Annotated in this window: 16 protein-coding genes; 5 read left to right on the forward strand and 11 right to left on the reverse strand. The window is 64.3% G+C overall.

Features of this window, described 5'->3' with window-relative positions:
* The first annotated feature begins 118 nt into the window (after positions 1-118).
* Positions 119-493, forward strand: coding sequence for a hypothetical protein (locus tag ACQ4WO_RS20580; protein WP_436483041.1), 375 nt, complete (start codon positions 119-121; stop codon positions 491-493).
* On the opposite strand, the gene ACQ4WO_RS20585 is transcribed toward ACQ4WO_RS20580, so the two are convergent.
* Entirely contained in the window at positions 494-3,532 is a 3,039-nt protein-coding gene (locus tag ACQ4WO_RS20585; RefSeq protein WP_436483042.1) for a sensor domain-containing diguanylate cyclase, read from the reverse strand.
* A 224-nt stretch (positions 3,533-3,756) separates the two neighbouring features.
* On the opposite strand from ACQ4WO_RS20585, the gene ACQ4WO_RS20590 reads away from it, so the two are divergent.
* The gene (locus ACQ4WO_RS20590; protein WP_436483043.1) at positions 3,757-4,476 is read left to right on the forward strand and encodes a helix-turn-helix domain-containing protein; all 720 of its coding nucleotides are present in this window, start codon (positions 3,757-3,759) and stop codon (positions 4,474-4,476) included.
* Here ACQ4WO_RS20590 and ACQ4WO_RS20595 read toward each other — a convergent pair.
* Positions 4,460-5,377, reverse strand: coding sequence for a sterol desaturase family protein (locus ACQ4WO_RS20595; RefSeq protein ID WP_436483044.1), 918 nt, complete (start codon positions 5,375-5,377; stop codon positions 4,460-4,462). The two genes, ACQ4WO_RS20590 and ACQ4WO_RS20595, sit on opposite strands and share 17 nt — an antisense overlap.
* A gap of 77 nt (positions 5,378-5,454) precedes the next feature.
* Positions 5,455-6,168, reverse strand: coding sequence for a 7-cyano-7-deazaguanine synthase QueC (gene queC / locus ACQ4WO_RS20600; protein ID WP_101483693.1), 714 nt, complete (start codon positions 6,166-6,168; stop codon positions 5,455-5,457).
* A 222-nt stretch (positions 6,169-6,390) separates the two neighbouring features.
* Between queC and ACQ4WO_RS20605 the strand changes: the two genes are divergently transcribed.
* Together ACQ4WO_RS20605 and ACQ4WO_RS20610 are read left to right on the forward strand one after the other, a co-directional pair.
* Positions 6,391-8,289, forward strand: a complete 1,899-nt coding sequence (locus tag ACQ4WO_RS20605) for an autotransporter assembly complex protein TamA (protein WP_436483045.1) — start codon at positions 6,391-6,393, stop codon at positions 8,287-8,289.
* Positions 8,290-8,357: 68 nt separating this feature from the next.
* Complete coding sequence (locus ACQ4WO_RS20610) at positions 8,358-12,713, forward strand: translocation/assembly module TamB domain-containing protein (RefSeq protein ID WP_436483046.1); 4,356 nt, start codon at positions 8,358-8,360, stop codon at positions 12,711-12,713.
* Positions 12,714-12,872: 159 nt separating this feature from the next.
* Here the strand turns inward: ACQ4WO_RS20610 and ACQ4WO_RS20615 are convergent, their stop codons facing one another.
* Together ACQ4WO_RS20615 and ACQ4WO_RS20620 are read right to left on the reverse strand one after the other, a co-directional pair.
* Positions 12,873-13,112, reverse strand: a complete 240-nt coding sequence (locus ACQ4WO_RS20615; RefSeq protein WP_034753464.1) for a hypothetical protein — start codon at positions 13,110-13,112, stop codon at positions 12,873-12,875.
* Between the two features lie 24 nt (positions 13,113-13,136).
* Positions 13,137-13,289: a hypothetical protein gene (locus ACQ4WO_RS20620; protein ID WP_175444616.1), complete on the reverse strand. Its 153-nt coding sequence runs from the start codon at positions 13,287-13,289 to the stop codon at positions 13,137-13,139.
* A gap of 221 nt (positions 13,290-13,510) precedes the next feature.
* Between ACQ4WO_RS20620 and ACQ4WO_RS20625 the strand changes: the two genes are divergently transcribed.
* A complete protein-coding gene (locus tag ACQ4WO_RS20625; protein ID WP_436483047.1) occupies positions 13,511-14,029 on the forward strand; it encodes a CcdC protein domain-containing protein in 519 nt (172 codons plus the stop codon).
* A gap of 10 nt (positions 14,030-14,039) precedes the next feature.
* On the opposite strand, the gene ACQ4WO_RS20630 is transcribed toward ACQ4WO_RS20625, so the two are convergent.
* From ACQ4WO_RS20630 to ACQ4WO_RS20655, 6 genes are all read right to left on the reverse strand, one after another.
* Positions 14,040-14,855 (reverse strand): hypothetical protein, encoded by an 816-nt coding sequence (locus ACQ4WO_RS20630; protein WP_436483048.1) that lies wholly within the window; start codon positions 14,853-14,855, stop codon positions 14,040-14,042.
* A gap of 86 nt (positions 14,856-14,941) precedes the next feature.
* Positions 14,942-15,520: a nucleotidyltransferase family protein gene (locus tag ACQ4WO_RS20635; RefSeq protein ID WP_436483049.1), complete on the reverse strand. Its 579-nt coding sequence runs from the start codon at positions 15,518-15,520 to the stop codon at positions 14,942-14,944.
* Between the two features lie 4 nt (positions 15,521-15,524).
* The gene (locus tag ACQ4WO_RS20640; protein ID WP_436483050.1) at positions 15,525-16,523 is read right to left on the reverse strand and encodes a DUF4424 family protein; all 999 of its coding nucleotides are present in this window, start codon (positions 16,521-16,523) and stop codon (positions 15,525-15,527) included.
* 5 nt (positions 16,524-16,528) lie between these two features.
* The gene (locus tag ACQ4WO_RS20645) at positions 16,529-19,360 is read right to left on the reverse strand and encodes an ATP-binding protein (RefSeq protein ID WP_436483051.1); all 2,832 of its coding nucleotides are present in this window, start codon (positions 19,358-19,360) and stop codon (positions 16,529-16,531) included.
* 8 nt (positions 19,361-19,368) lie between these two features.
* A complete protein-coding gene (locus ACQ4WO_RS20650; RefSeq protein WP_034753458.1) occupies positions 19,369-20,103 on the reverse strand; it encodes a hypothetical protein in 735 nt (244 codons plus the stop codon).
* The gene (locus ACQ4WO_RS20655) at positions 20,096-21,466 is read right to left on the reverse strand and encodes a hypothetical protein (protein ID WP_436483183.1); all 1,371 of its coding nucleotides are present in this window, start codon (positions 21,464-21,466) and stop codon (positions 20,096-20,098) included. The genes ACQ4WO_RS20650 and ACQ4WO_RS20655 overlap by 8 nt, the downstream gene beginning before the upstream one ends.
* Positions 21,467-21,604 lie beyond the last annotated feature (138 nt).

Here is a 21,604-nt window from a genome sequence, read left to right on the forward strand (position 1 = left end):
CTCCAGCGCCTTCCATACCGTGAAAATGACGGCCTGTCGCACGCCGCTGGCGGCAAGCCGGGCGCGCCCCTACAGTGTGACCATGCAACACCCCATCACCCACACTGCGAGGCTCACCATGAAAAAACTGCTCACCTTCGTCCTCCTCGTCATGCTCGCCTGCCTGTTCCTCGACAAGATCGGCGGCAGCGACATGCACATGCAGTTCAACGGCGACGATGTCGACGGTCCGCTCGAGTGGCTGTTCGGCCTCGTGTTTGCCGGCGGCGGCTTGCTGATCGCCGCCATTGCGGTGGTGTGCGCCACCATCGTGGCAGGCGTGGTGCTGGCAGGCGTGGGCGTGGTGCTGATCGCCGCCGTGGTCCTGTGCGTGGTGCTGGCGCTCGCGCTGAGCACGCCCGTGCTGCTGCCGCTGCTGATACCCGTCGCCATCGTCTGGCTGATCGTCAGCCGCAACCGCAAGCAGGCGCAAGCGCGTCAGCACAGTCTGTAATCACTGCGCCATAAACTTGCTGAGCACGCCGTCGCCGCCGCCATCATTCTGTTCGATGCGGTTGCGTCCGCCCCGCTTGGCACGGTACAGCGCCTCGTCGGCGCGCGCCAGCACGGCGTCGCAATCGGCATCGGTGCCGGCCATGGCGGCCATGCCGATGCTCACCGTGATGGTGATCACCGTGCCGCCATCGATGGTCAGCGAACTTTCCGCCACGCGCCGGCGCAGCCGTTCGGCAAACACGGCGGCGGCGCTCAGATTCGTGCCCGGCAACAAGATGGCAAATTCCTCGCCGCCCACGCGGCCCGGCACGTCGACCTTGCGCAGCGCCTGGCACATCAGCGCGCCCAGGTGGCGCAGCACGGCATCGCCCACGGCATGGCCATACTCGTCGTTGACGCGCTTGAAATGATCGATGTCGAGCATCAGCACGCTGGCGCAGCTGGCCAGTTCGCGCTGCAATCGGGCATGCTCGTTTTCCAGCGACGCCATGAAGTGGCGCCGGTTCGGCAAGCCGGTCAGGAAATCCGTGGTGGCCAGCTGCAGCAGTTCCGCGTTCATGCGCTTGCGCTCCGTGATATCGAGCGAAGACACCATGACGAAATCGAGGCTGTCCGCATGGCCGGGCATCACCAGCAAGCTCAACTCATTTTGCCGCGCCGCGCCATCGAGACGCACGAAGCTGCTTTCGCACTCGTACAGGTGGGCGCCGTCAGCCAGCGCCAGCAGCGCAGCGCCGAAATGAGGCAAGGCGCTATCGTCGAAATTCTGCGCCAGGCTCAGCGCGCCGCGGCGCTGGTCGTCCTCGTTGGCGCGCACCTGCGCCAGCGCGGCGCCGTTCGCGTCGATGATGCGCACCAGCCCCGCCAGCCGCCGCAGCGCATCCGGATTGGCCTGGAAGTGGGTGCCCAGGTCGCGCACGCCCGCTTGCTCGATAGCATCGAGCGCGGCGCGCACGGCCGACCAGTCCTGTTCCCACAAGGCCACGGGCGCATGGTCGTACAGGCTGCGGAAACGCGCTTCGCCGGCGCGCAGGGCCAGCGCCACCTGCGCCTGTTCGATGGCCATGCCGGCCAGGTGCGCCGCCTCGCTCAGCCGCGCCAGATGGGCCGCGCCCGGCAGGGTCGGCTGGCGGTGATACGCCATCAGCACACCGAGCAGCTTGCCCGAGCCGCCACGCACAGGCTCGGCCCAGCACGATTGCAGCTGGGCCCGCCATGCCAGTTCCATCGTTTCCTGCGCACCGGCATGCAGGTCGCCGACGATCACGCGCTGGCCGTCGCGCACGGCTTGCGCGGCGATGCCATGCACGCCCTGCAGGGTGTCGAGGTCATGGCCATGGCTGGACAGGTTGAAAAACGCGGGCAAGCTCGGCGCCGCGCCCAGCACCAGGCGGTGGCGGCTTTCGTCGAGCAGCAAGATGCTGCACAACATGGCAGGATGGTCGGCTTGCACGCTCAGCACCACACTTTCCAGCACCCGTTCCAGCGGCGCACCCGTGGCCAGCATTTCCAGCACTTGCCGCCGCGTGTGCTCGCGCCGTTCCACCTGGCTACGCTCGCTGATATCGCGGAAAGTCCACAAGCGCGCCTGCTCATTGCCCAGCTGCATGCTGCGCACATATTGTTCGACCACCCGTCCATCGCGCAGATGCAGCACGTCACGCCGCTCGCGGTGGCCGTGCGGCGCGTGGGCGCGTGCACCGAGGAAAGGCGCCGCCTGCTCGAGCTGGCTTTCCACATGGCGCACGAGCGCCGTGCCATCAGCTTGCCAGTCGAGCGCGTCGGGCACTTGCCACAGGTCGCGGAAGCGCCGGTTCGACGTGAAGATGCGGCCGTTGACGTTGTCGACCAGAATGCCGTCGATGGTCGAATCGAGGATGCTGCGCAGCATGGCCTGGCTGCGCTGCGCCGCCTCGGCCATCGCCAGCACGCTCGCCTGCCCCTGCTCCAGCTGGCCGGTCAGCTCGCTCGAGCGCGCCAGCGCCGCCTGGGCGCGGGCGCGGCCCGCCGCCAGCAGCCAGGCGGCCAGCGCCAGCACGATGCTGGCCAGCCCCCCCGTCCAGGCCACCAGACGGGGCCGCGCCAGCAGCTCGCCATCGAAGCCCGGCATGGCGCGCACGCGCAAGGTCCAGGGGCGGCCGGCGACGGTGATGACTTGCCGCGACACGCGGCTGTCCGACGCGGCAGATGAAAAGCCGCCCGGCAAGCTGTCGTACATCAGGACCGCCTCGGCCAGTTGCGCGCCGTCATAGATTTCCAGGTCCAGCTGGCGCGCCGCCTCGCCGCCCACGCCCGCCATCAGGTCGCCCATGCGGAACGGCGCAAACACCCAGGCGCGCAAGGCGGCGCGCCGCTGTTCCACGCTCGCATGCAGCATGCCGTTGTCATACACGGGCAGCACGACGAGGAAGCCATGCGCCTGGGCGCTGCCGCTATCTTGCACCAGGTGAATCTTGCCCGTCATGGCGGCCCGCCCCGTATCGCGCGCCTGCTCGAGCGCGGCGCGGCGCACGGGTTCGGACCAGAGGTCATAGCCGAAGGCCAGCAAGTTGCTGTCGATTAAAGGTTCCAGATAGGTGATGGGCGCATGCCAGGCACGCTGGCCGTGCGGACGCACGGCATAGCCAGGATAGCCTTCCGCGCGCACGCTGGCCTCGTGCCGCGCCAGGGCGGCGCCGGGCAACAGCGGCAGGAAGCCGATGCCGTGGATGCCGGGAAAGTGACGGTCCACCTGCTGCACCGACAGATAGGCATGGAATTCGCGGCGCGTGACTTCCTGCGAACTGGCATACAGTCCCTGCACCCCGTGCAGCACCTGGATATAGGTCTGCATGCGGCCGGCGATGTTGCCCACCAGTTCGCGCACGCGGAAATCGAAATCGGCCTGCACCTGCTGTTCGCTGGCATCATGGGCATTGCGCCAGGCGCCATACGTCAACCCCAGACACAGCGCCAGCACCAGCGCGGCCAACGCGCGCGGTCCCACCCAGTGCGACACTGGCTTGGCAAACCACGACGAAGACGCGCGTGTAGACATGACAGGCTGACAGGCAGGACGGACATCAAACCATTTCACGGCCAGCAACATGGCTGGCAGCGGGCTGTACAACTACCATCGGTAGTCGATGAGAATGATAGTACGTTACAGCGGGCGCCCTTGCAATGCTGAATATTGTATTAAAAAGAGCACATATTTCGTGAACGCAATGATGTGTACTCCAGGAAAATTCGATGCCATGAAAACCATCGCCCGACACTGGTATGATCGCCCCGCAATCCATCACCGAGGAGCCGCGTTTGCAGCAAGATAGCTGGCAGGGAACACTCTGGCTGGCGCCGGACTTTGCCATCTTGCATGGCGCAGCGGGCGCCACGGACAGTCACGCCCATTATGCGCACCAGCTGATGCTGAGCACGCGAGCGCCTTTCACGGCCGAGCTCGACGGCATCGTCCACACGGCGCGGTACTTGCTGGTCGACAGCCTGCGCCCGCACGCCATCATCGCCGCGCCGGACCCCATGCTGACCATCTATGCGGAGCCGCAGCGCCTGGGTGGCGCGGCCCTGCTGGCGGCGGCCGCCAGCGCCGGCGTACCCAGCCTCGACAGCCTGGCCGCCGCGCTGCAGGCGCAGCCGCGCGAGCGCTTGTCCGATCCCCGTCTGCTGCGGGCGCTGGACAAGGTCGATGCGCTGCTGTCCGGCAAGGTCAGCGCCGCCGCCGTGGCCGAGGCCGCGCATTTGTCGCTGAGCCAGCTGGAGCGCCTGTTCAGCGCCCAGCTGGGCTTGCCCGTGCGGCGCCTGGTGCTGTGGCGCCGCTTGCGCCTGGCCATCCGTTTTATATTGCTCGGCAGTACCCTGACGCAGGCGGCCCACGGTGCCGGCTTTGCCGATGCCGCGCATTTTTCGCGCACCATGCGCAGCCTGTTCGGCGTACGCGCCGACCGCAGCTTGCGCCAGCTCGACGTCAAGCTGCTCGATTGACGGCACGATTGAGCGCCTGCTGCAAGCCGGCCGGCAGCTCGGGCGCGCGCACGCCCTCTTCCGAGCGGAACGGTTCCAGCAGTTGCGGTCCATAGGCGACGGGATAATCGGGACGGCTGCCGATGCCCAGGTCTTCACCCCGCATGCGGTAGCCGGGCGCGTCGAAGGCCGTGCCCAATAGGCGGTCCCAGCACGTAAAGAACAAGCCGAAATTCACGTCGCCGGCCGTGCCGTACTTCATGTGGTGAAAACGGTGCAAGGGCGCCCAGGCGAATACGTGGCGCAGCGGCCCCATGCGCATGTCGACATTCGCGTGCTGCAGCAACAGCTGGATCGCCACGGCAAACGCCAGCACGGCCATGACCTTCTCCGGTATGCCCAGCAGCAGCAAGGGCAGCATGCCGCCCGCCGCTTCGAGCAGCAGATGCAGCGGATGTTTCATCCAGCCGTTGAAACCGTACATGCGCTGCACGCTGTGGTGCACGGCATGCAATTTCCACAAAAAATAATAGCGGTGGCTCAGGTAATGCACGAGCGTGATGCCGCAGTCGGCAATCAGGATTGCCAGCAGCAGCTGCGCCCAGAACGGCAACTGGACTGGCCAGAATGGACCCAGCGCCAGGTGCCCGGCCAGCAGGGGAAAGGCCGCCAGGCCCAGCAAGTAGAGCGCTTCATTGACGAGCGCATGCAGCGTATCGCGCCAGCCGTCGCCGTGACCGTCGTTCCACGCGCCGTCATACGGCAGATAGCGTTCGGCAAGAAAGGAAGTGAGCAGGGCCAGCAGCAGCAAGGGCGGCAAGGCCCAGAGGGAGTAGTGGCACGCCGCGATCAGGCAAGCGGCGGCGCCGATGAAGCCGGCCCAGAACACGGGGCCGTACAGCGCGGCAAAGAGGGATTTCATGGCAAGACGCTCCTGTGGCAAAAACCACAGCATGGCTGGCCTCCCCGCCGCGCCGCTTGAAGAAACGGCGCAACCTGTTACTTCAGGGCTTTTCTCGCAGCGTATTGCTGGTAGCCATTCGCGCGCAGGGCGCAGGCGGGGCAAGTGCCGCAGCCATAACCCCAGTCGTGCAGCTCGCCACGTTCGCCCAGGTAGCACGTATGCGTGCCACTGCGGATCAGGTCGACCAGCGGCTGGCCGCCGAGGTCTTCCGCCAGGTCCCAGCTTTGCGCCTTGTCCAGCCACATCAGCGGCGTTTCCAGCTTCAAGCGCGTGTTCATGCCCAGGTTCAGGGCCACTTGCAGCGCCTTCATCGTATCGTCGCGGCAATCCGGGTAGCCGGAGAAATCCGTCTCGCACATGCCGCCCACTAGCACCGTCAAGCCGCGGCGGTAGGCCACGGTGGCGGCCACGGTCATGAACAGCAAGTTGCGGCCAGGAACAAAGGTGTTTGGCAAGCCGTTTTCCTGCATGACGATCTCGACGTTCTGCGTCATGGCCGTATCGGAAATGGCGGAAATGAGCGACAGGTCGATCATGTGATCCTGGCCCAGGCGGCTGTCCCACTCGGGCGACTGCTGGCGCATCTGTTCCAGTACGCCTGGGCGCACGGTCAGCTCGATCGCGTGGCGCTGGCCATAATCAAAGCCGATGGTTTCCACGCGGCTATAGTGTTTCAAGGCCCAGGCCAGGCAGGTGGTGGAATCTTGCCCACCGCTAAAGAGCACCAGTGCGGAGTCCGTTGCTAGCATAATTTCTTTCTTTTCAGTTTTATTCTGTCCAATAGTGCGCGGAAAAACATGATTCCCTGCGCAAAAAATACTTATTCGTCCGCCATCAGTTTACCTATTCCGGTAACATGCAGTCAGCATTTACTTATCTGGAGCACCATGTTTTCTGCACGACCCATACGGCATACGGCTGCCGGCAAGGCGATACGACCACGAATTTTGGCACAAGTAGTGGCAAAAGTAATGGGGCAACTGACACTGGCGGCGGCCGGTGGTGTCGTATTGCTGTTTCCTGCCGCCCATGCCGCCGCACAGGAGGCCACGCAAGATGCTGCTCCAGAGAGCGCCAGCGCCACCGAAGCGGCGCCGACCCCGCTGCAGTACGAGGTCAAGGTCAACGCGCCCGGCGACCTCGATGAGTTGCTCGAAAAAAACCTGGACCTGGAACGCTTCCGCGGCAACCCGCGCATGGACCGCGAGCAATTGCGGCGCCTCGTACGCGCTACGCCCGAGGAAGCCAAAAACCTCATCGCCACGGCCGGCTACTATACGCCCGTCGTCACGGTGCGCGTCGATACGACGGGCGCCAAGCCCGTCGTCATCGTCGACGTCGACCCGGGCCAGCCCGCGACCATCGACAAGGTCGAGCTGGAATTGCGCGGCTTCGATCCCACGCCGCCGCTGGCCGCCAGCGAGCCTTACGATACGGAAGCCCTGAAGCGCAGCTGGGCCCTGAAGACGGGCAGCGTGTTTCGCCAGTCCGATTGGGAAGCGGCCAAGCGCGCGCTGCTGCGCGAAGTGGTGCAGACGCGCTACCCGCGCGCCCAGCTGGTCGACACGCAAGCCGTGGTCGACCCGGAAACGCACAAGGTCTCGCTGCTGGTGGTGCTCGACAGCGGCCCCGAGCTGCGCTTCGGCGAGCTGCGCATCGAAGGCTTGAAGCGCTACGACGCCAGCATCATCCGCAACCTCGACAAGATCCGTCCGGGCGATTACTACAGCGAATCGGCGCTGCAATCGTTCCAGGCGCGCCTGCAGGACACGGGCTACTTTGCCAGCGTGGAAGTGAGCGCCGACATGAGCAGCATCCTCAGCGAGCAGATCGAGGCGGGCCAGGAAAGCCAGCAAGCCGATGCCGCCGGCGCCACGCCCGAGGCCAAGCCTGCCAACCGCGGTCCCGCACCGCAGCTGCCGCTGGTCGTGCGCGTGACGGAAAACAAGCAGCAGAACGTCAGCGCCGGTCTCGGTTTCAGTACGAACACGGGCAATCGCGCACAGCTCAACTATGACAACCTGAATGTGTGGGGCACGCGCTTCAAGAGCGCCCTCACGATGGAAACGAAGAAACAGGCGGCGCACGCCAATTTTTACTTTCCAACGACCGAGCGTGGCTACAACGACAGCGCGGGCGCTTCGTTCGAGCGCAGCGACATTTCCAATGAAATCACGGCTGTGACGACCATCTCGGCCAAGCGCAACTGGGGCGGCACCAACCTCGAGCGCAGCCTGACGTTCGAGTTCCTCAGCGAAAACAAAACCATCGTGGGCCTGGAACAGACGCGCAGCAAGAGCTTGCCGCTGACCTATGCCATCACCAAGCGCAGCCTCGACAGCCTGCTGTTCCCCACCAAGGGCTACGTCATCAACGCCCAGGTGGGTGGCGCCCTGCTGCCCGTGCTGACGGACGAACGCTTCGTGCGCGTGGCCGGCAAGGCCGTGTATTACCGTCCGCTCGGTGAAAAGGGCGAGCTGATCGTGCGCGGCGAAATGGGCGCGCTGGGCTCGAAGGAAAAACGCGGCGTGCCGGCCGTCTACCTGTTCCGCGCGGGCGGCGACCAGTCGGTGCGCGGCTATGCCTACCAGGAACTGGGCGTCAAAGAAGGCGACGCCACCGTCGGCGGGCGCTACATGCTCACCGGCAGCGCCGAATACCAGTACTGGTTCAAGCCGAAGTGGGCCATCGCCGCCTTCTATGACGCCGGCAACGCGGCCGACACCGTGAAAGAGGCCATGACGCCGAAATCGGGCTACGGCCTGGGCGGGCGCTACAAGAGCCCCGTCGGTCCCATCAATGTCGACGTGGCATATGGCCACGCCGTCCACGCCTACCGTTTGCACTTCTCTCTGGGATTCACTTTCTGATGTCCGATATGACTACCGAATCCCCCGGCGCCGTCCCTCCGCCGCCGGCCAAAAAACCGCGTCGGGCGATGCGCTACGTACTGATCGCCGTCGCCAGCCTGGCCGTGCTGCTGGGCGGCGCCTTCTGGTTCCTGGGCCGCGAATCGACCTTGCAGATGCTGGTGCAAAAAGTGGCCAGCGCCAGCGGCGGCGAGATCGAAGTGTCGGGCGTCTCCGGCTCGCTGTACAACCGCATGCACCTGGGCCGCGTCAGCTACCGCAGCAAGACGCAGCACATCACGGCCGACAATATCGACATCAACTGGTCGCCGTTCCAGTTCTTTTCGGAAGGCATTGCCATCAGCGAACTGCATGTGGCCAGCCTGTCCGTGGAAAGCACGGCGCCGTCCGAAGAACCGTCGACCATGCCCACCAGCCTGGCCGCGCCGTTCAGGATCGGCATTGCCGACGCGCGCCTGGACAAGGTGACCCTGGTCAGCCCGGGTGGCAACACGGTGTTTGAAAAAATCCATTTCACCCTGTCGGGCGACAAGTCGCAATGGCAGCTGGAAGACGCCTCGGCCCTGACGCCGTTCGGCCAGGCCACGGCCAGCGCGACGATAGCCGCCACGCAGCCGTTCAAACTGTCGGGCAAGGCCGGCTTGACGCAGCTCAACCCCGCCGCCGGCGAAAAACCGGCTGCCCTCGCCTTGCAGCTGGGCGGCGACTTGAACGTGCTGAACGTGACAGCTAAGGGCAACGCGGGTGCGGCCACGGCCGACGCCCGACTGGCGCTGGCGCCGTTCGATCCCGTCATCATCCTGCGCTCGGCCAGCATCCGTGGCCGCAACATCAATCCGGGCAAGTTCGACGCCACCTTGCCGCAGGCGGACCTGAGCCTGGAACTCGACGCCGCCATCGACACGCGGCCCAATGCACAAACCGTGTCGGGCAAGCTGGCCATCCTCAACCACGCCACGCCGGGCCCCATCGACCAGCAAAAGCTGCCGCTGCGCCAGTTCGAGGCGCGCCTGGGCGGCACCCTGACGGCCACGACCCTGGAGTCGGCCATCATCGATTTCGGCAACGCGGGCAAATTCACCGGTAGCGGCAAGCTTAACCGCGACGCGGCCGACGCGCCCATCGGCAATGCGCAATTGACCTTGCACACGGACAAGATCGACTTGCAGCATATTTACAGCAGCATCAACAGCACGAAGATCGTCGGCGACATCGTGCTCGACAGCGACGGCAAGACGCAGACCCTGCGTGCCAAACTCGGCGAAGCCAAGCTGCGCCTGGACGTGGAAGCGACCCTGGCCGACTCGCTCGTGCAATTGCGCAAGGCGACCTTGCAAGCGGGCAAAAGCAGCGTGAATGCGACGGGTCAGATCAGCCTGAAGGATGAGCAGCCGTTCAAGGCCGTGGCCAGCACCAGCCGTCTCAATCCCGCCGACTTCGGCGCCTTCCCTGTAGCCGACCTGAACCTCGACGTGCGCGCGAATGGCCACGTGGCACCAACATGGCTGGCGAATGCGGACTTCACCGTGCGCCCCAGCAAGCTGCTCGACCAACCCCTGTCCGGCAAGGGCAAGCTGACGGCCGACGCGGCCCATTTCAGCGGCATCGACGTGCAATTGGCACTGGGCAAAAACAACGTGGCAGCCAAGGGCAACTTTGGCGGCGCTGGCGAAAAACTCAACTGGAACGTCGATGCGCGCCAGCTGTCCGCCCTGCAAGGCGACTTGCTGGGCACGGTGCTGGCCAGCGGCGTGGTGCAGGGCACCATGCAGCAGCCGCGCACGAGCTTTGTTGCCGATGCGAAGGGCCTGGGCCTAACCAGCGGCAAGCGCCCTGCGCCCGACAGCGCCATCCACGCCAGCGGCGAAGTAGGCTTGACGGGAGCCAAGCAGCAAGCGGAATTGAAAATGACGGGCTCCCTGCAAAAGATCAACCCGGCCGTGTTTGGCGCATCGCTGCCGAACGGCAATGTCAATGCGGATTTCAACGGCAGCGGCCGCTTGACGAGCGACTGGCAAGTGGCCCTCAACCTGGCCCTGCGCGAATCGACCTTGCAAAACGCACCGCTGGCCGGCTACGCCAAGCTGTCGGCCAATGCCAAGCGCATCGACAGCGTGGATACGGAATTGCGCCTGGGACCGAACAGCCTGCTGGCCAAGGGCGCGCTCGGCGGCGCCACGGACCAGCTGACGTGGAAACTCGATGCGCCGCAACTGTCGACTTTGGGCCCCCGCTTTGCCGGCGTGCTGCATGCGGCCGGTTCCGTCTCGGGCAGGATGGACGCGCCCGCAGCCCAGCTGACCCTGGATGGCAAGGACCTGACCTTCTTTGGCGACCAGCAATTAAAAGCCGTGAAAGGCAGCGCCAGCGTGGGCGCCGGCCAGGGAGCGCTCGACCCCATGGTCAGCAGCCTGGAAATCACGGGCTACAGCACGCCCACCTTCAAGCTGGCCAGCGCCCGCCTGGGCACGACGGGCACACGCGGCAGCCATACGGTGAGCCTGGCGGCGCGCAATGACGATTTCGACGCCACCGTGCAAGTGCGCGGCAGCCAGAGCGGCGCCAGCTGGACGGGCACCATCGACAGCCTGCAAAACAAGGGCCGCTATGCGCTCGTGCTGCAAGCGCCCGTGCCCGTGAAAGTGGCAGGCCCTGCCGGCAGCGGCGTGGCGGGCCTGGGCCAACCGGAACAGATCAGCGTGGGCAACACCGTCATCAAACTGCCGGCAGGCAGCATCACCATGCAAAGCCTCGTCAAGAACGGTCCCCGCTGGACCAGTTCCGGCCAGGCGGCCGGCGTGGCGCTGACGTATCTGGCGCAAGTGGTCCCTGCGCTGCAAGCCAATGCGCGCAGCGACCTGACCCTGGGCGCGCAATGGTCGCTCGACATGCAGGTGCCGACGGTCAAGCAAAAAGATCCCTCTTTGGCCGGCATGCTGCACATCTACCGCGAAAAAGGCGACGTGACGGTGGGCGTGGAACAGCCGCTGGCGCTGGGCTTGCGCACGCTCGATGCGCGAGTGGACGTGGCCAACCAGCAGCTGCGCCTGGCCGTGAAACTCGACGGCGCGCGCGCGGGCCAGAGCGACATCAATGCCACCGTGCAAATGCTGGGCGGGCGCATCAGCAACGACAGCGCCCTCTCGCTGACGGGCACCACCAATATCGATTCGCTGGCGTGGCTGGCGCCACTGACGGGCCAGCCTGGCCTGGAGCTGGGCGGCGCCCTGAAGGTGGCCCTGTCCGGCAGCGGCACCATCGGCGCGCCGCAATTGAATGGCGACATCAACGGCAGCAAGCTGCTCGTCAACTGGGCCGACCAGGGCTTGAAATTGCGCAATGGCGTGCTGCAAGCCAAGCTGGCCGGCGATCAACTGCAACTGCAGCGCCTGAGCTTTGACGGCGGCGATGGCAAGGTGCAGGCAGATGGCTGGGTACGCTTTGCGAATGGCGAGGCAAGCCTGGAACTGAAACTGCTGGCCGACCGCCTGCAGGCGCTGTCCCGCCCCGACCGTACCCTGGTCCTGTCGGGCAACAGCACCCTGGTGCGCAACGACAAGCGTTTCAGCTTCGAGGGCAAGTTCAAGGCCAACCGCGCGCTGATCGAACTGGCGCCGCAAGACACGCCGACGCAAAGCAGCGACGTGGTGGTGCTGGGCAAGGAAGTCAAGGGCAGCAAGGAAGCACCGTCGCTGCCCCTGAATATCGACCTCGAGTTCGACCTGGGCAATGCCTTCCACTTGCGCGGCATGGGCATCGACGCGGATCTGGCGGGCAATGTGCGCGCGCGTGTCATCAACCGCGCCGCGCCGCGCGTGACGGGCAGCATCAAGGTCACCAGCGGCCAGTACGCGGCCTACGGGCAGAAGCTGTCGATCGAGCGGGGCTTGATCGCCTTCACGGGTGCCTACGACAACCCGTCGCTGAATATCCTGGCCGTGCGCAAGCGTCCCGAAGGCGAAGCCTTGTCGGAAACGAACGTGGAAGCGGGCGTGGAAGTGCGCGGTACGGCCCAGGCGCCGACGGCCAAGCTGGTGTCCACGCCGAGCGTGTCGGACAGCGACAAGCTGGCCTGGCTGATCCTCGGCCACGGCGCGGAAACGGCGGCCGGCGATGAAATGGCCCTCCTGACGACGGCGGCCGGCGCCCTCTTCGGCGGCTCCGGCGGCGGCTTGCAAGGCAAGCTGGCCAATTCGCTGGGCCTCGACGAAGTGGGACTGTCACAGGCGAAGGGGCTGGAAAGCACGGTCGTCACCGTCGGCAAACGGCTATCCTCGCGCGCCTACCTGACGTTCGAGCAAGGCACGAGCACGGCGACGAGCCTGGTCAAGCTGCGCTACAAACTGAACCGCCGCATCACCCTGCAATTCCAGACGGGCACGAACAATGCGCTGGACGTGTTGTATACGTGGGCGTTTGATTAGATTGGCCGTGGACAGCGGCCCGGGTGCCAACGCTGTTGTCGGATTACGCGGGGCGTTGCCCCGCTAATCCGACAACATTGTTGGCCAAGGTCTCAAACACAGCATCAGCAAAAAACAAAGGGCGCCTCGGCGCCCTTTTTCATCAATACTGCAAACAGCTTACTCAGCCACGTCGAGCCCCCGCTCGATCATGCCTTCGACGTAGGCGCGCAGGTACTGTTCCAGTGCGGGACCGGACAGTACGTTGGCCGTCAGCGCGCCGTGCGGCGAGCCTTTCAGCACGCCGTCGTGGTACACGCGCGCAATCCAGGCCACGTCCGCGCCCTGGGTGTAATCGAGTTCATAGTCGAACGATTCTCCGCTGACTTTGCGTGTGTAGACTTCCTTGACAATTGCCATCTAAAACAGCCTTTCTTGACGAGATTAACTGGGGTGCGGGTGCGGCACGGGATCGTCCTGCGGCACAGGATGCACGGGCCCCGGCTGGCGCCCGGGCGCTTCCTGCGGCTCCGGCGCCGGCATGGGTTCATCGACGGGCGCCGGGTCGGGCGCGCGGTGGGTATGGATGACTGACATGGCTGGCCTCCCTGCGGGCAAAGGAAGACCATACCACGAGATGCGCGCCGCTGCCCATATTTGCCTGCCGGCCTCGCGTCCGCGGCCAAAGCATGATGTGACAGGGCATAGTGCGTTCATGCCATGTAAATGTCAACCAGCAACTTTTGCTGTTTGACAAGCATCGCCGCCCGTCCCCATCTGGCTTACAATCGCTGTTTTACCCGCACCCGAATGTCTACATGGAAACCACTACCCTCGCCCTGCTGTTCCTGGTCCCGCTGCTGGTCTGGCGCATTTATTCGCGCTTGAAGAAACTGGTGGCGCGCCAGAAGTCGCAGCTGTGGCGCCACTGGAGCGTGGCGATCGTCTTTCCCGCGCTGCTGCTGTTCCTGGCGACGACGACGAAATTCGAGCTGTTGCCCCTGTCCAGCCTGGGCGCAGGCGCGCTGGCCGGTGGCTGGCTCGGCGTGCTGGGCTTGAAGCTGACGCGCTTCGAACAGGTCGGCAAAGACTTTTTCTTTACCCAGCACCGCTACCTGGGCCTGGCCGTCACGATGCTGTTCATCGCCCGTCTGCTGTACCGCGGCATGGAAATCTACCTGAACACGCGCCTGGACGTGCCCGTACCGCCGCCGCCATTCGGCCAGAGTCCGCTGACCATGGCCGCCTACGGCCTCGTCGTCGGCTACTACGCCGTGTATGCGTGGGGCCTCGTGCGCTGGCGCCAGCGCAACAAGCCACTGCAGGCATCCGAGTAAGTCACATCAGTCAATAGTACTGGCACAGGCCAGTACACGTCGTCACCGACAGCGCCAGGCGTATCGCCGCCAGCGCCGGCGCCAGGGCAGGATCGAGATCCTTGTCCGCATCGGCCAGGCTGGTCAGCAAACGCTCGCGCAAGGGCGGCGCCATCAAATTGGCATTCGCCGCGGCGTGCTGCGCCGCCGCTTCCAGCATCCGCTTCTTTTGCGCCACGTTCCAGAACGGCACTTGCACGAACTGCACCACGTTCACAAACATGGTGCTCGATCCCTTGCTGAAGGCGCGGGCGCGCATACGCTCTGCACTGCTCACTTCCTGCATGGGCTGGCTGCTGAACTCCTTTTCCATCAAGCCAATCAAATGCGCATGGCAATGCATGCCAAAGGCGAACAAGGCGGCCATTTCATCGCCGTAATCGGCCAGGTTCTGCGTCACTTGTTCCCTGCGCGCCTGCTGCAATTCGGCGCCGGACAACGGCAGCGGCCGCGTGAGGCCAAATTGGTAATAGGACTTGCCCAGATTGGTGCTCCGTTCGCACAGGGCCACGCTCTGGTTGACGTCCTGCAGCGCCGCGACGGGCGCCCGGAACAGACGCGGGCCATCGGCGATATGGGCAAACAGCTGCGCCACGCCAGGGTCGCCCAGGCGCGGCAAGCCGCTTTGCGGCGTGGCCTTGGCCATCAGCGCTTCCAGCTGGCCGCTTGCTTGCTGGAAATCGCTGTAGCTGTCGGCCCAGGCGGCGGGTGCCACGAGGGCGGAGGAAAGGCAGAACAAACGGCCGAGGCGACGCAGCGGCATGGAAATGGACAGGGACAGGGACATGAGATCAGGAAAACACTATTAGATAGCTGCCAATTATAGGCAATCTGTATCCACAGTGCATTTAATTGCTTTTACGCCAGTATTTCTTAAGCGATGACGGTGACGCGCGGCCAGCGCGCCGCATAATTTTTGCTGGCCAGGCGCTGCGCATAGCCGTCTTCGCTGATGCGCACGGGGTTGCGCCGCACCACCATGGCGAACAGCTCATCGAGGCCATGCGGCGCGATGATGCCGATCTCGCCGTCAGGCTGCAGATGGATGCCAACCGAAGTGGCAAACTCGGGCCAGGAAGCGATGGCGTCGTCGAGCGACAACAGCGGTGGCACGGCGTAGCCAAAGTAATCTTCAAACCACAGGTGCACCCGGGCCTGGTTGCACACTTCCCACGGCACGCCGGGCAGCACGGTTTCCAGGCGCTGGCGCAACTGCGTTTCACTTTCCGGATGCACATCGTGCGCATCGAAATACGCCACGTCGATGTCGCTCAATGCCGACGGTTGCGCGTAGCCGTGCAAGGCGTCCCACACGAGGTTGCGCACGGCGCCGGCACCGATGCAGCAGTGGGGCAAGCCCAGCTGCGCCACGGCGTGCAGGGCTTGCATGCACCACGGCGTGGCGCGGGCGATGGCGCGCAGGCGCGCGGCCAGTGCTTCCTGCGTGCTCACGCGCTTACGGCCGGATCCGTGGCGCCACGCCGTCGTGGTCGCCCGCGCTTTCGACATTGCCGAAGTACACGTCGAGATCCTGCTTCGGATGGAAGTTGCGCAGCTTGACTTGCAAGGTGGTGGGGTTGATTTTCGTGAACGTGCCGGGGAAGCACAGGCTGACCAGCTCGTCCGGCTTGCCCTTGATCAGGTTCAAGGTAAAGTCTTCGATGCCATTCTTCCACGTGTTGCCGGTCGTCAGAATGTACGACACCCAGACAGCATTGACGAAGCCGCTTTCGCCCTGCTTGGCCGCCAGGCGGTTCCACGTCTTGTAGAAGGCCTTGTCGCCGCAGTATTTCTTTTCAAATGTATCGCCATCGCCCAGGTAAGACGCCCCCGGACCGGCCGCGACGAACGGCGCATATTGATGGCGCACGCGCACGACTTTGCCGGCGGAGAATTTCTGCTGCCACAGGTAGATGACTTTGACGGTCCAGGCCGGCACCCATTCTTCGTCATACAGCTGGGCCAGCAAGCCTTCGCGGATCATGATCTTGCTCTGCGCGGCCGTCAGCGGCGCCACCTTCTTGTCGAACGGCGTGTGCGAGGGGAAATAGGCAATTTGCGCATCCGACAGACCCAGCTGGCGCAAGCGGGCCGTCACGTCCTCGGCGTCGAGCTTGGCGACGAAGGTCGTTTGATAGTCCTTGCGCTTGCCATCGACGTCGACGGTGAACTGCTGCGGCTGGCCGTAATACGTAGGCGAGCCATGGTAGCCGGACGAGTATTCGGGCAGCGGGAAGAAGATGGTCTCTTCCACATCCTTGGCCGACTCGTTGAGGAACTCGTACTCGACCTTGATCAAGTCCGTGCTCACGCTGAGCACTTCCTTTTTCATGGCCACGGCATCCGTCTTGCCGAACAGGATGCCGCCCGCGCTGACGGAACCGATGCCGTCGTTGGCCACGGCCGTGGCTGCCAATGCCAGCGACAGGGCCGTGGCCAGAACAAGCTTGCGCATGATCATCACACCACCTTGCCCGGTGCCGGATCGACCCGGCGCTGCAACACGAAAATCGGTTGCGCCCATTGGGTATCCTTTTTCTTCTTGCTGGTGATCAAAGTGAGCTCCGACGGATCGTAGACGTCCGTGTTGTGCGTCAACGGCGTCGTCATCAGGTATTGCGCTTCCGTATTCTTCAGGAATTCGCCGACCAGCTGAATGTTGCGGATATCCAAATGGGCAAACGGTTCGTCGATGAAGACGAAGCCGCCGGAACCGTCTTCCGATTTCAGCAGGCCGATCAACAATACCAGCGACTTCATCACCTGCTGGCCGCCCGACGCTTCGCCATCGTTCATGCCGATGACGCCCTTGCCGTCGAACTTGAAGCGCACGTGCAAGCCCGCCTGCGACAGTTGCACGTCGTCGTTCTCCAGGCGCACGGGGTCGGCATGGACTTCGATGCCGGCCAGTTCGCCCAGCTCCTTGATGTTCTTGCTGTAAGTCTTGATGGTGTAGCGCAAGCGCTCCATGTAGGCGCCGCGGGCATTGCCCGTCGCTTCGATAGCGCGGTTGTTCTGGTAGCGGCGCTCGTCCGTTTCCGACTGGCGGCCGTGCAGCTGATCCGACAGGCGGTGATGCTGGTCGATGACGGTCGCGTCCAGTTCCCAGTCGTCGCGCGCCAGGCTGTTTTGCAGGCTGGCCACGCGCAAATCGACCTGGTGCGCATTCTGGTGTTCGGCCACGAGCGCCGCGCGGCGCGCGGGACGACGCCAGCTTTTCGGCAAGTGGCGCCACGCATGGCGCAGGGCCAGCAAAGCACGCGCATGCTCGGCGCGCTGTTCTATCTGCTTCTTGTAGCCGAGGCGCGAACCGGCTTCCGCTTCCGACAAGGCCAGGCGCGCGTTTTGCCACACCGTATCGGCACGCGTGCGCGCCACGGTGGCGTTCTTCGTCAGGTTCTGCAGCTCGCCCAGGCGGCCGCCCACTTCCAGGCGCTCTTCCTTGAGCGGCTTCGAATTGCGCAGCGCTTCGGCGAATTCTTCCTGGCGTGCACTCAGTTCCTTGGCCGCGTCGACGCCGGCGATGCGCGCTTTCAAGGCACCCACTTCCGCCGCCAGCTTCGAGATCGCCAGGGTGAGCGTGTCTTCCTGGCCTTCCAGGCCCGGCAAGGAGCGCAGCAGCGCTTCCAGACGGCCGCTGCGGCCAGCCTGGCCGAAGCGGTAGCGCGATGCTTCGACGAACAGCGAGCGTCCGCCGCGGCGTTCGCGGTGGTAGGCCTCGGGCGTGATCCACTCTTCGTGGTTGCCCAATTTAAAGCCTGCTTCGACGGAATCGACGCGCGAAATGCGCGACAGCTGCTCGATCAGCCAGCTGGGTACGGGCGCGGAAAATTTCACCACGGCCAGCAAGCTCTCGTCTTTCGCCACGGGCGCCGTGACCAGGTCGGGCACGATGAAGTGGCGGTAGCGTTCCTTCTCGGCCAGACGGTAAGCGGCGGCCGCATCCTTGGCCTTGTCGAGCAAGACGACCGAGGCGTAACCGCCCAGCACGCCTTCGACGGCGCCCTGCCAGCGGCTGTCCGTCACTTCGACGATGTCCGACAGCATCGCGTGGGGAATGCCTGCGTCGCGCAGCGCGCGGCGCATGCCGCGCACATTGTCCGGCTCCGGCATGGCCGTCTTGCCTTGCAATGCTGCAATCGTCGCCTGCTCGCCCGCGATGCGCGCCGACAGGGCGTCGCGCTGCTGGCGCTGGCGCAGCAGTTCCGCTTCCTTCTGTTCCAGCTGGGCTGCCACTTCGGCGATGTCGCTGCCCGAATCGGCGGCCAGCTTCTGCAGGCGATCCTTCTGTTCCAGCAGGCTGTCCAGCGGTTTCAGCTTGGCATTGATCAGTGACAAGCGGCTCTGCAGGCCGATCGATTCCTGCTCCAGCAGGGTCTCGTTCATCTGCGCGTCGGACAGGGCCTTCGCTTGCGCGGCCAGCGCATTGCGTTTATCGGTCAGCTGCTGGTCCGCTTGGGCCATCGGCTTGCGCGCATCGCGCAACTGCCGGCTGGCGATGGCCGCTTTTTCGCGCGCCTCGTGGTATTGCAGGCTGGGCAGTACTTCTTCCAGCAGGTTGCGGCGCTCTTTATGCAGCCCTTCCCACTGGTGGTAATTGGCCACGCGCAGGCGCAAGCCTTCCAGGTTGGTTTTCGACGCTTCCAGTTCCGTCTCGAAACGTTTCAGCTCTACTTCCGTGTCGCGCTGATGGCGCTTGGCTTCGTCGTAGGCGTCCAGCACTTCCTTGTCGCCAAACACCTGGAAGACCAGATCGAGCAGCTGGCGCGGCGCATATTCGCACAATTTGTCCGTCTCGCCCTGCTCCAGCGCCAGCACTTTCGACATGGCCGGCGACAGGCCAGCATTGGCCAGGCGCTTGCGGTAGTTTTCCACGCCGAGCCAGTCGTTGGCATCCGTGATGTCTTCGATCTGCACATTGCCCGGACGCATCAGATACTGACGCTTCCAGTCGCCGCCATTTTTCTGGATCTGGCAAAACAGGGTCACTTCATCGTCGCTGAAGAAGCCGGAACTGCGGAACGGGCGGTTCGACAGCTGCTTGCCCACGTTCTTGTTGTCGACCACGGCGCGCAGCCAGGCCGTCTGCTGGCCCGAGTGGCGCGCATAGTGTTTATACGTGCGGCCCATCGAGCAGTCGAGGCCGAACAAGGTGCGCAAGGCGTCGAGCAAGGTGGTCTTGCCCGAACCGTTCTGGCCCGCGATGGTGATGATCTTCGCGTCGAGCGGAATATTCTTGATGCGCTGCCAGTAATCCCAGTGCACCAGTTCAAGTGATTTGATATGAAACATGGGCGCTTTCAGTGAGGAAGGTCGGACGCGGGCTCGTCGCCGGCGTCAGGCAGGTCGCCGATGTCGGCGGACAAATCAGCGGACAAGTCAGCATCGAGGTCGACGGCCACCAGGCGCGCCGGCGCCCGCTTGAATACGTCGGCCAGGGCGCCGTTGATGATGCGCTCTTTCAAGACGTCCGTATCCATCATCAGGTCCAGCAACGGACCTTCCAGAATGAAATCGCCGCGCCGCTCGATGAAGCCCAGCTTGGCCAGGGTGCCCAGGTTCATGTCCATGCGCGTCTTCTTGCCCAGCTTGTCGCCGAAGTCCGACAGCAGCGCCTTGTAGGAAATGCCGATCGACGCATCTTCCGCGCGGGGCAGCGGCTTTTCCGTGCCGAACATATCGTTCTGGTCGTCGTCCGCGTGCTGGTGCGTTTCCTGGCGTTCGCGCTTGGGCAGGATGATCTGCGCCCACAGCACCACCAGCAAGGCCACGCCATCGCGCGCCAGGCCGAAATTATTGTTTTGCCACACGTCGCGCGCGCCGAAGATCTTCGGCTCGATGGTGCGCGTCAGTGCCAACGTCACGTGGTCGGCATACACGTTGTCGAGCAGCTTCAAGCCGCAGGCCAGCAGGCGCGCATCGATCTCGGCGCGGAACAGCTCGTCGGACAGCACGCGCTTGACGAGCTTGTCGTCGCGGCGCAGGGTTTGATGCGTGAGCAGGCGCGCAATCAGGATTTGGGAATCGTCATTCATCGGCGGTGCCGCTATCTAAATCAAGTGAAACATTCAGTGAAAGCGAGGCGATCGACATGGCCGCCACGTGGGGGTCGGTCAGTTGGACCATCTCGTCGGTCGGTGTAAAGGTAATCGGCAGGCGGGCCAGTTCGGCCGTCGAGCCTTGCAAGCTCGCTTCGGACACGTCGCCCAGCAGCGGCAGCATCGAGGCGCGGTACGACGCGACGGCAAAGCTGGCAGGCAGCAGCGAGTCCTGCACGGGCACCGATTTCGGCCCCTCTTCGCCGATGCTGGGGAAATTGCCCAGGCTGGCGAAGTTCGACAGGCGGTCCAACAGGTCATCGAGTTCAAGCTGCATGGCGGGTCCGTCGCTGATGGTGGTGGGCGCATCCTCTCCGCTGGGCAGGCCCGTGTTGGTAATGCCTGCCGCCCGTTCGGACAGCAGTTCCGTTTCGGCAACGTCGATCATCTCGGCCGGCGTGGAGAACAGCGGCACGACGGGCTGATCGATGGCGCCTTCGGCCAGGCTGGCCAGGTCGTCATGCAGCAGCAACCAGCGCTTGATGTCCGTGGTCGACAGGCCGGACTGGCCCAGGTGCACGCGTTGGCGCTCGATCTGGTTCAGTGCGCGCGAAAACATGCCTTGCATGTTGAGCAATTTACTTTGCGCGCGGCCGATCGCCTGCGCCGCCTTGTGCGTGGCGCTGTCCGCGTTTTCATCGGACGTGATGGCCACGAGAATCTCGGAACCCTTCTCGACCCAGTCGCACGCCATGTTCCACTTTGCCTGCGCCGTGCGCAGCCGGAATTCGGAACCGGAAGCAATGGCGTCGGAGAATTCCTCCGTCAAGTCCACCAGGCGCCCCAGCAAATGCTGGAGTTGTTCAACCGATACGCCGCCGACGGCTTGCGCGCCCGCCACCTGCGACAGCAAAAAGCCCATTTCCGCTTCGTCTTCCGTCTGGCCCAAGCCCAGCAAGCTGTCGATGGCGGACAGCACGTTGCGCGCCATCGGCGTGACGCGGTACACGCCCTGCTGCGCATCCCAGGCCAGCAACTGATTCGAGCGCAGGCGCAGCAAGACCGTTTCCAGACTTTCCGGCAACAGATAGGCCAGTTTCGTATTGATATCGGCGCGCGTATAGGCGGACGTGGCCGCATCGGACGCCAGTTCGCGCAACACGAGCAGACGCACCAGCACGCCATCGAAACCGCCGTGAAACAGAGCCGTAAATACTTGCAGCAGGGGCTGCGCCCGCTTCAAGTGAAAAACTTGCTCGATTTCATCGGCCGAAATATTGGGCTGGAAATGCGCCTGCAAGGAATCGTGATGCTCTTGCTCTGTCTGATTTGCATCCGTAGCCACGGCTGCACTTGCCATTATATCAATCATTCTTTTCCGGATGAGTGTTCAGCGGGCGGCGCAGCGGGCTAACGCAGCGCTGCGGGGCGGGGGCGTCAGTATATCAGTTCTGACATGCAATTTAGCGCGTGGGAGGGCAGCCAGCGGGCAGTCAGG

It is taken from the genome of Janthinobacterium aestuarii (assembly GCF_051380835.1).
Lineage (GTDB): Bacteria > Pseudomonadota > Gammaproteobacteria > Burkholderiales > Burkholderiaceae_D > Janthinobacterium > Janthinobacterium aestuarii.

Excerpts from the sequence above, each read along its gene's own strand:
- ACQ4WO_RS20580 (WP_436483041.1), top strand. The coding sequence starts at position 119 with ATGAAAAAACTGCTCACCTTCGTCCTCCTCGTCATGCTCGCCTGCCTG.
- ACQ4WO_RS20585 (WP_436483042.1), bottom strand. The coding sequence starts at position 3,532 with ATGTCTACACGCGCGTCTTCGTCGTGGTTTGCCAAGCCAGTGTCGCAC.
- ACQ4WO_RS20590 (WP_436483043.1), top strand. The coding sequence starts at position 3,757 with ATGATCGCCCCGCAATCCATCACCGAGGAGCCGCGTTTGCAGCAAGAT.
- ACQ4WO_RS20595 (WP_436483044.1), bottom strand. The coding sequence starts at position 5,377 with ATGAAATCCCTCTTTGCCGCGCTGTACGGCCCCGTGTTCTGGGCCGGC.
- queC (WP_101483693.1), bottom strand. The coding sequence starts at position 6,168 with ATGCTAGCAACGGACTCCGCACTGGTGCTCTTTAGCGGTGGGCAAGAT.
- ACQ4WO_RS20605 (WP_436483045.1), top strand. The coding sequence starts at position 6,391 with ATGGGGCAACTGACACTGGCGGCGGCCGGTGGTGTCGTATTGCTGTTT.
- ACQ4WO_RS20610 (WP_436483046.1), top strand. The coding sequence starts at position 8,358 with ATGCGCTACGTACTGATCGCCGTCGCCAGCCTGGCCGTGCTGCTGGGC.
- ACQ4WO_RS20615 (WP_034753464.1), bottom strand. The coding sequence starts at position 13,112 with ATGGCAATTGTCAAGGAAGTCTACACACGCAAAGTCAGCGGAGAATCG.
- ACQ4WO_RS20620 (WP_175444616.1), bottom strand. The coding sequence starts at position 13,289 with ATGTCAGTCATCCATACCCACCGCGCGCCCGACCCGGCGCCCGTCGAT.
- ACQ4WO_RS20625 (WP_436483047.1), top strand. The coding sequence starts at position 13,511 with ATGGAAACCACTACCCTCGCCCTGCTGTTCCTGGTCCCGCTGCTGGTC.
- ACQ4WO_RS20630 (WP_436483048.1), bottom strand. The coding sequence starts at position 14,855 with ATGTCCCTGTCCCTGTCCATTTCCATGCCGCTGCGTCGCCTCGGCCGT.
- ACQ4WO_RS20640 (WP_436483050.1), bottom strand. The coding sequence starts at position 16,523 with ATGCGCAAGCTTGTTCTGGCCACGGCCCTGTCGCTGGCATTGGCAGCC.
- ACQ4WO_RS20645 (WP_436483051.1), bottom strand. The coding sequence starts at position 19,360 with ATGTTTCATATCAAATCACTTGAACTGGTGCACTGGGATTACTGGCAG.
- ACQ4WO_RS20650 (WP_034753458.1), bottom strand. The coding sequence starts at position 20,103 with ATGAATGACGATTCCCAAATCCTGATTGCGCGCCTGCTCACGCATCAA.
- ACQ4WO_RS20655 (WP_436483183.1), bottom strand. The coding sequence starts at position 21,466 with ATGGCAAGTGCAGCCGTGGCTACGGATGCAAATCAGACAGAGCAAGAG.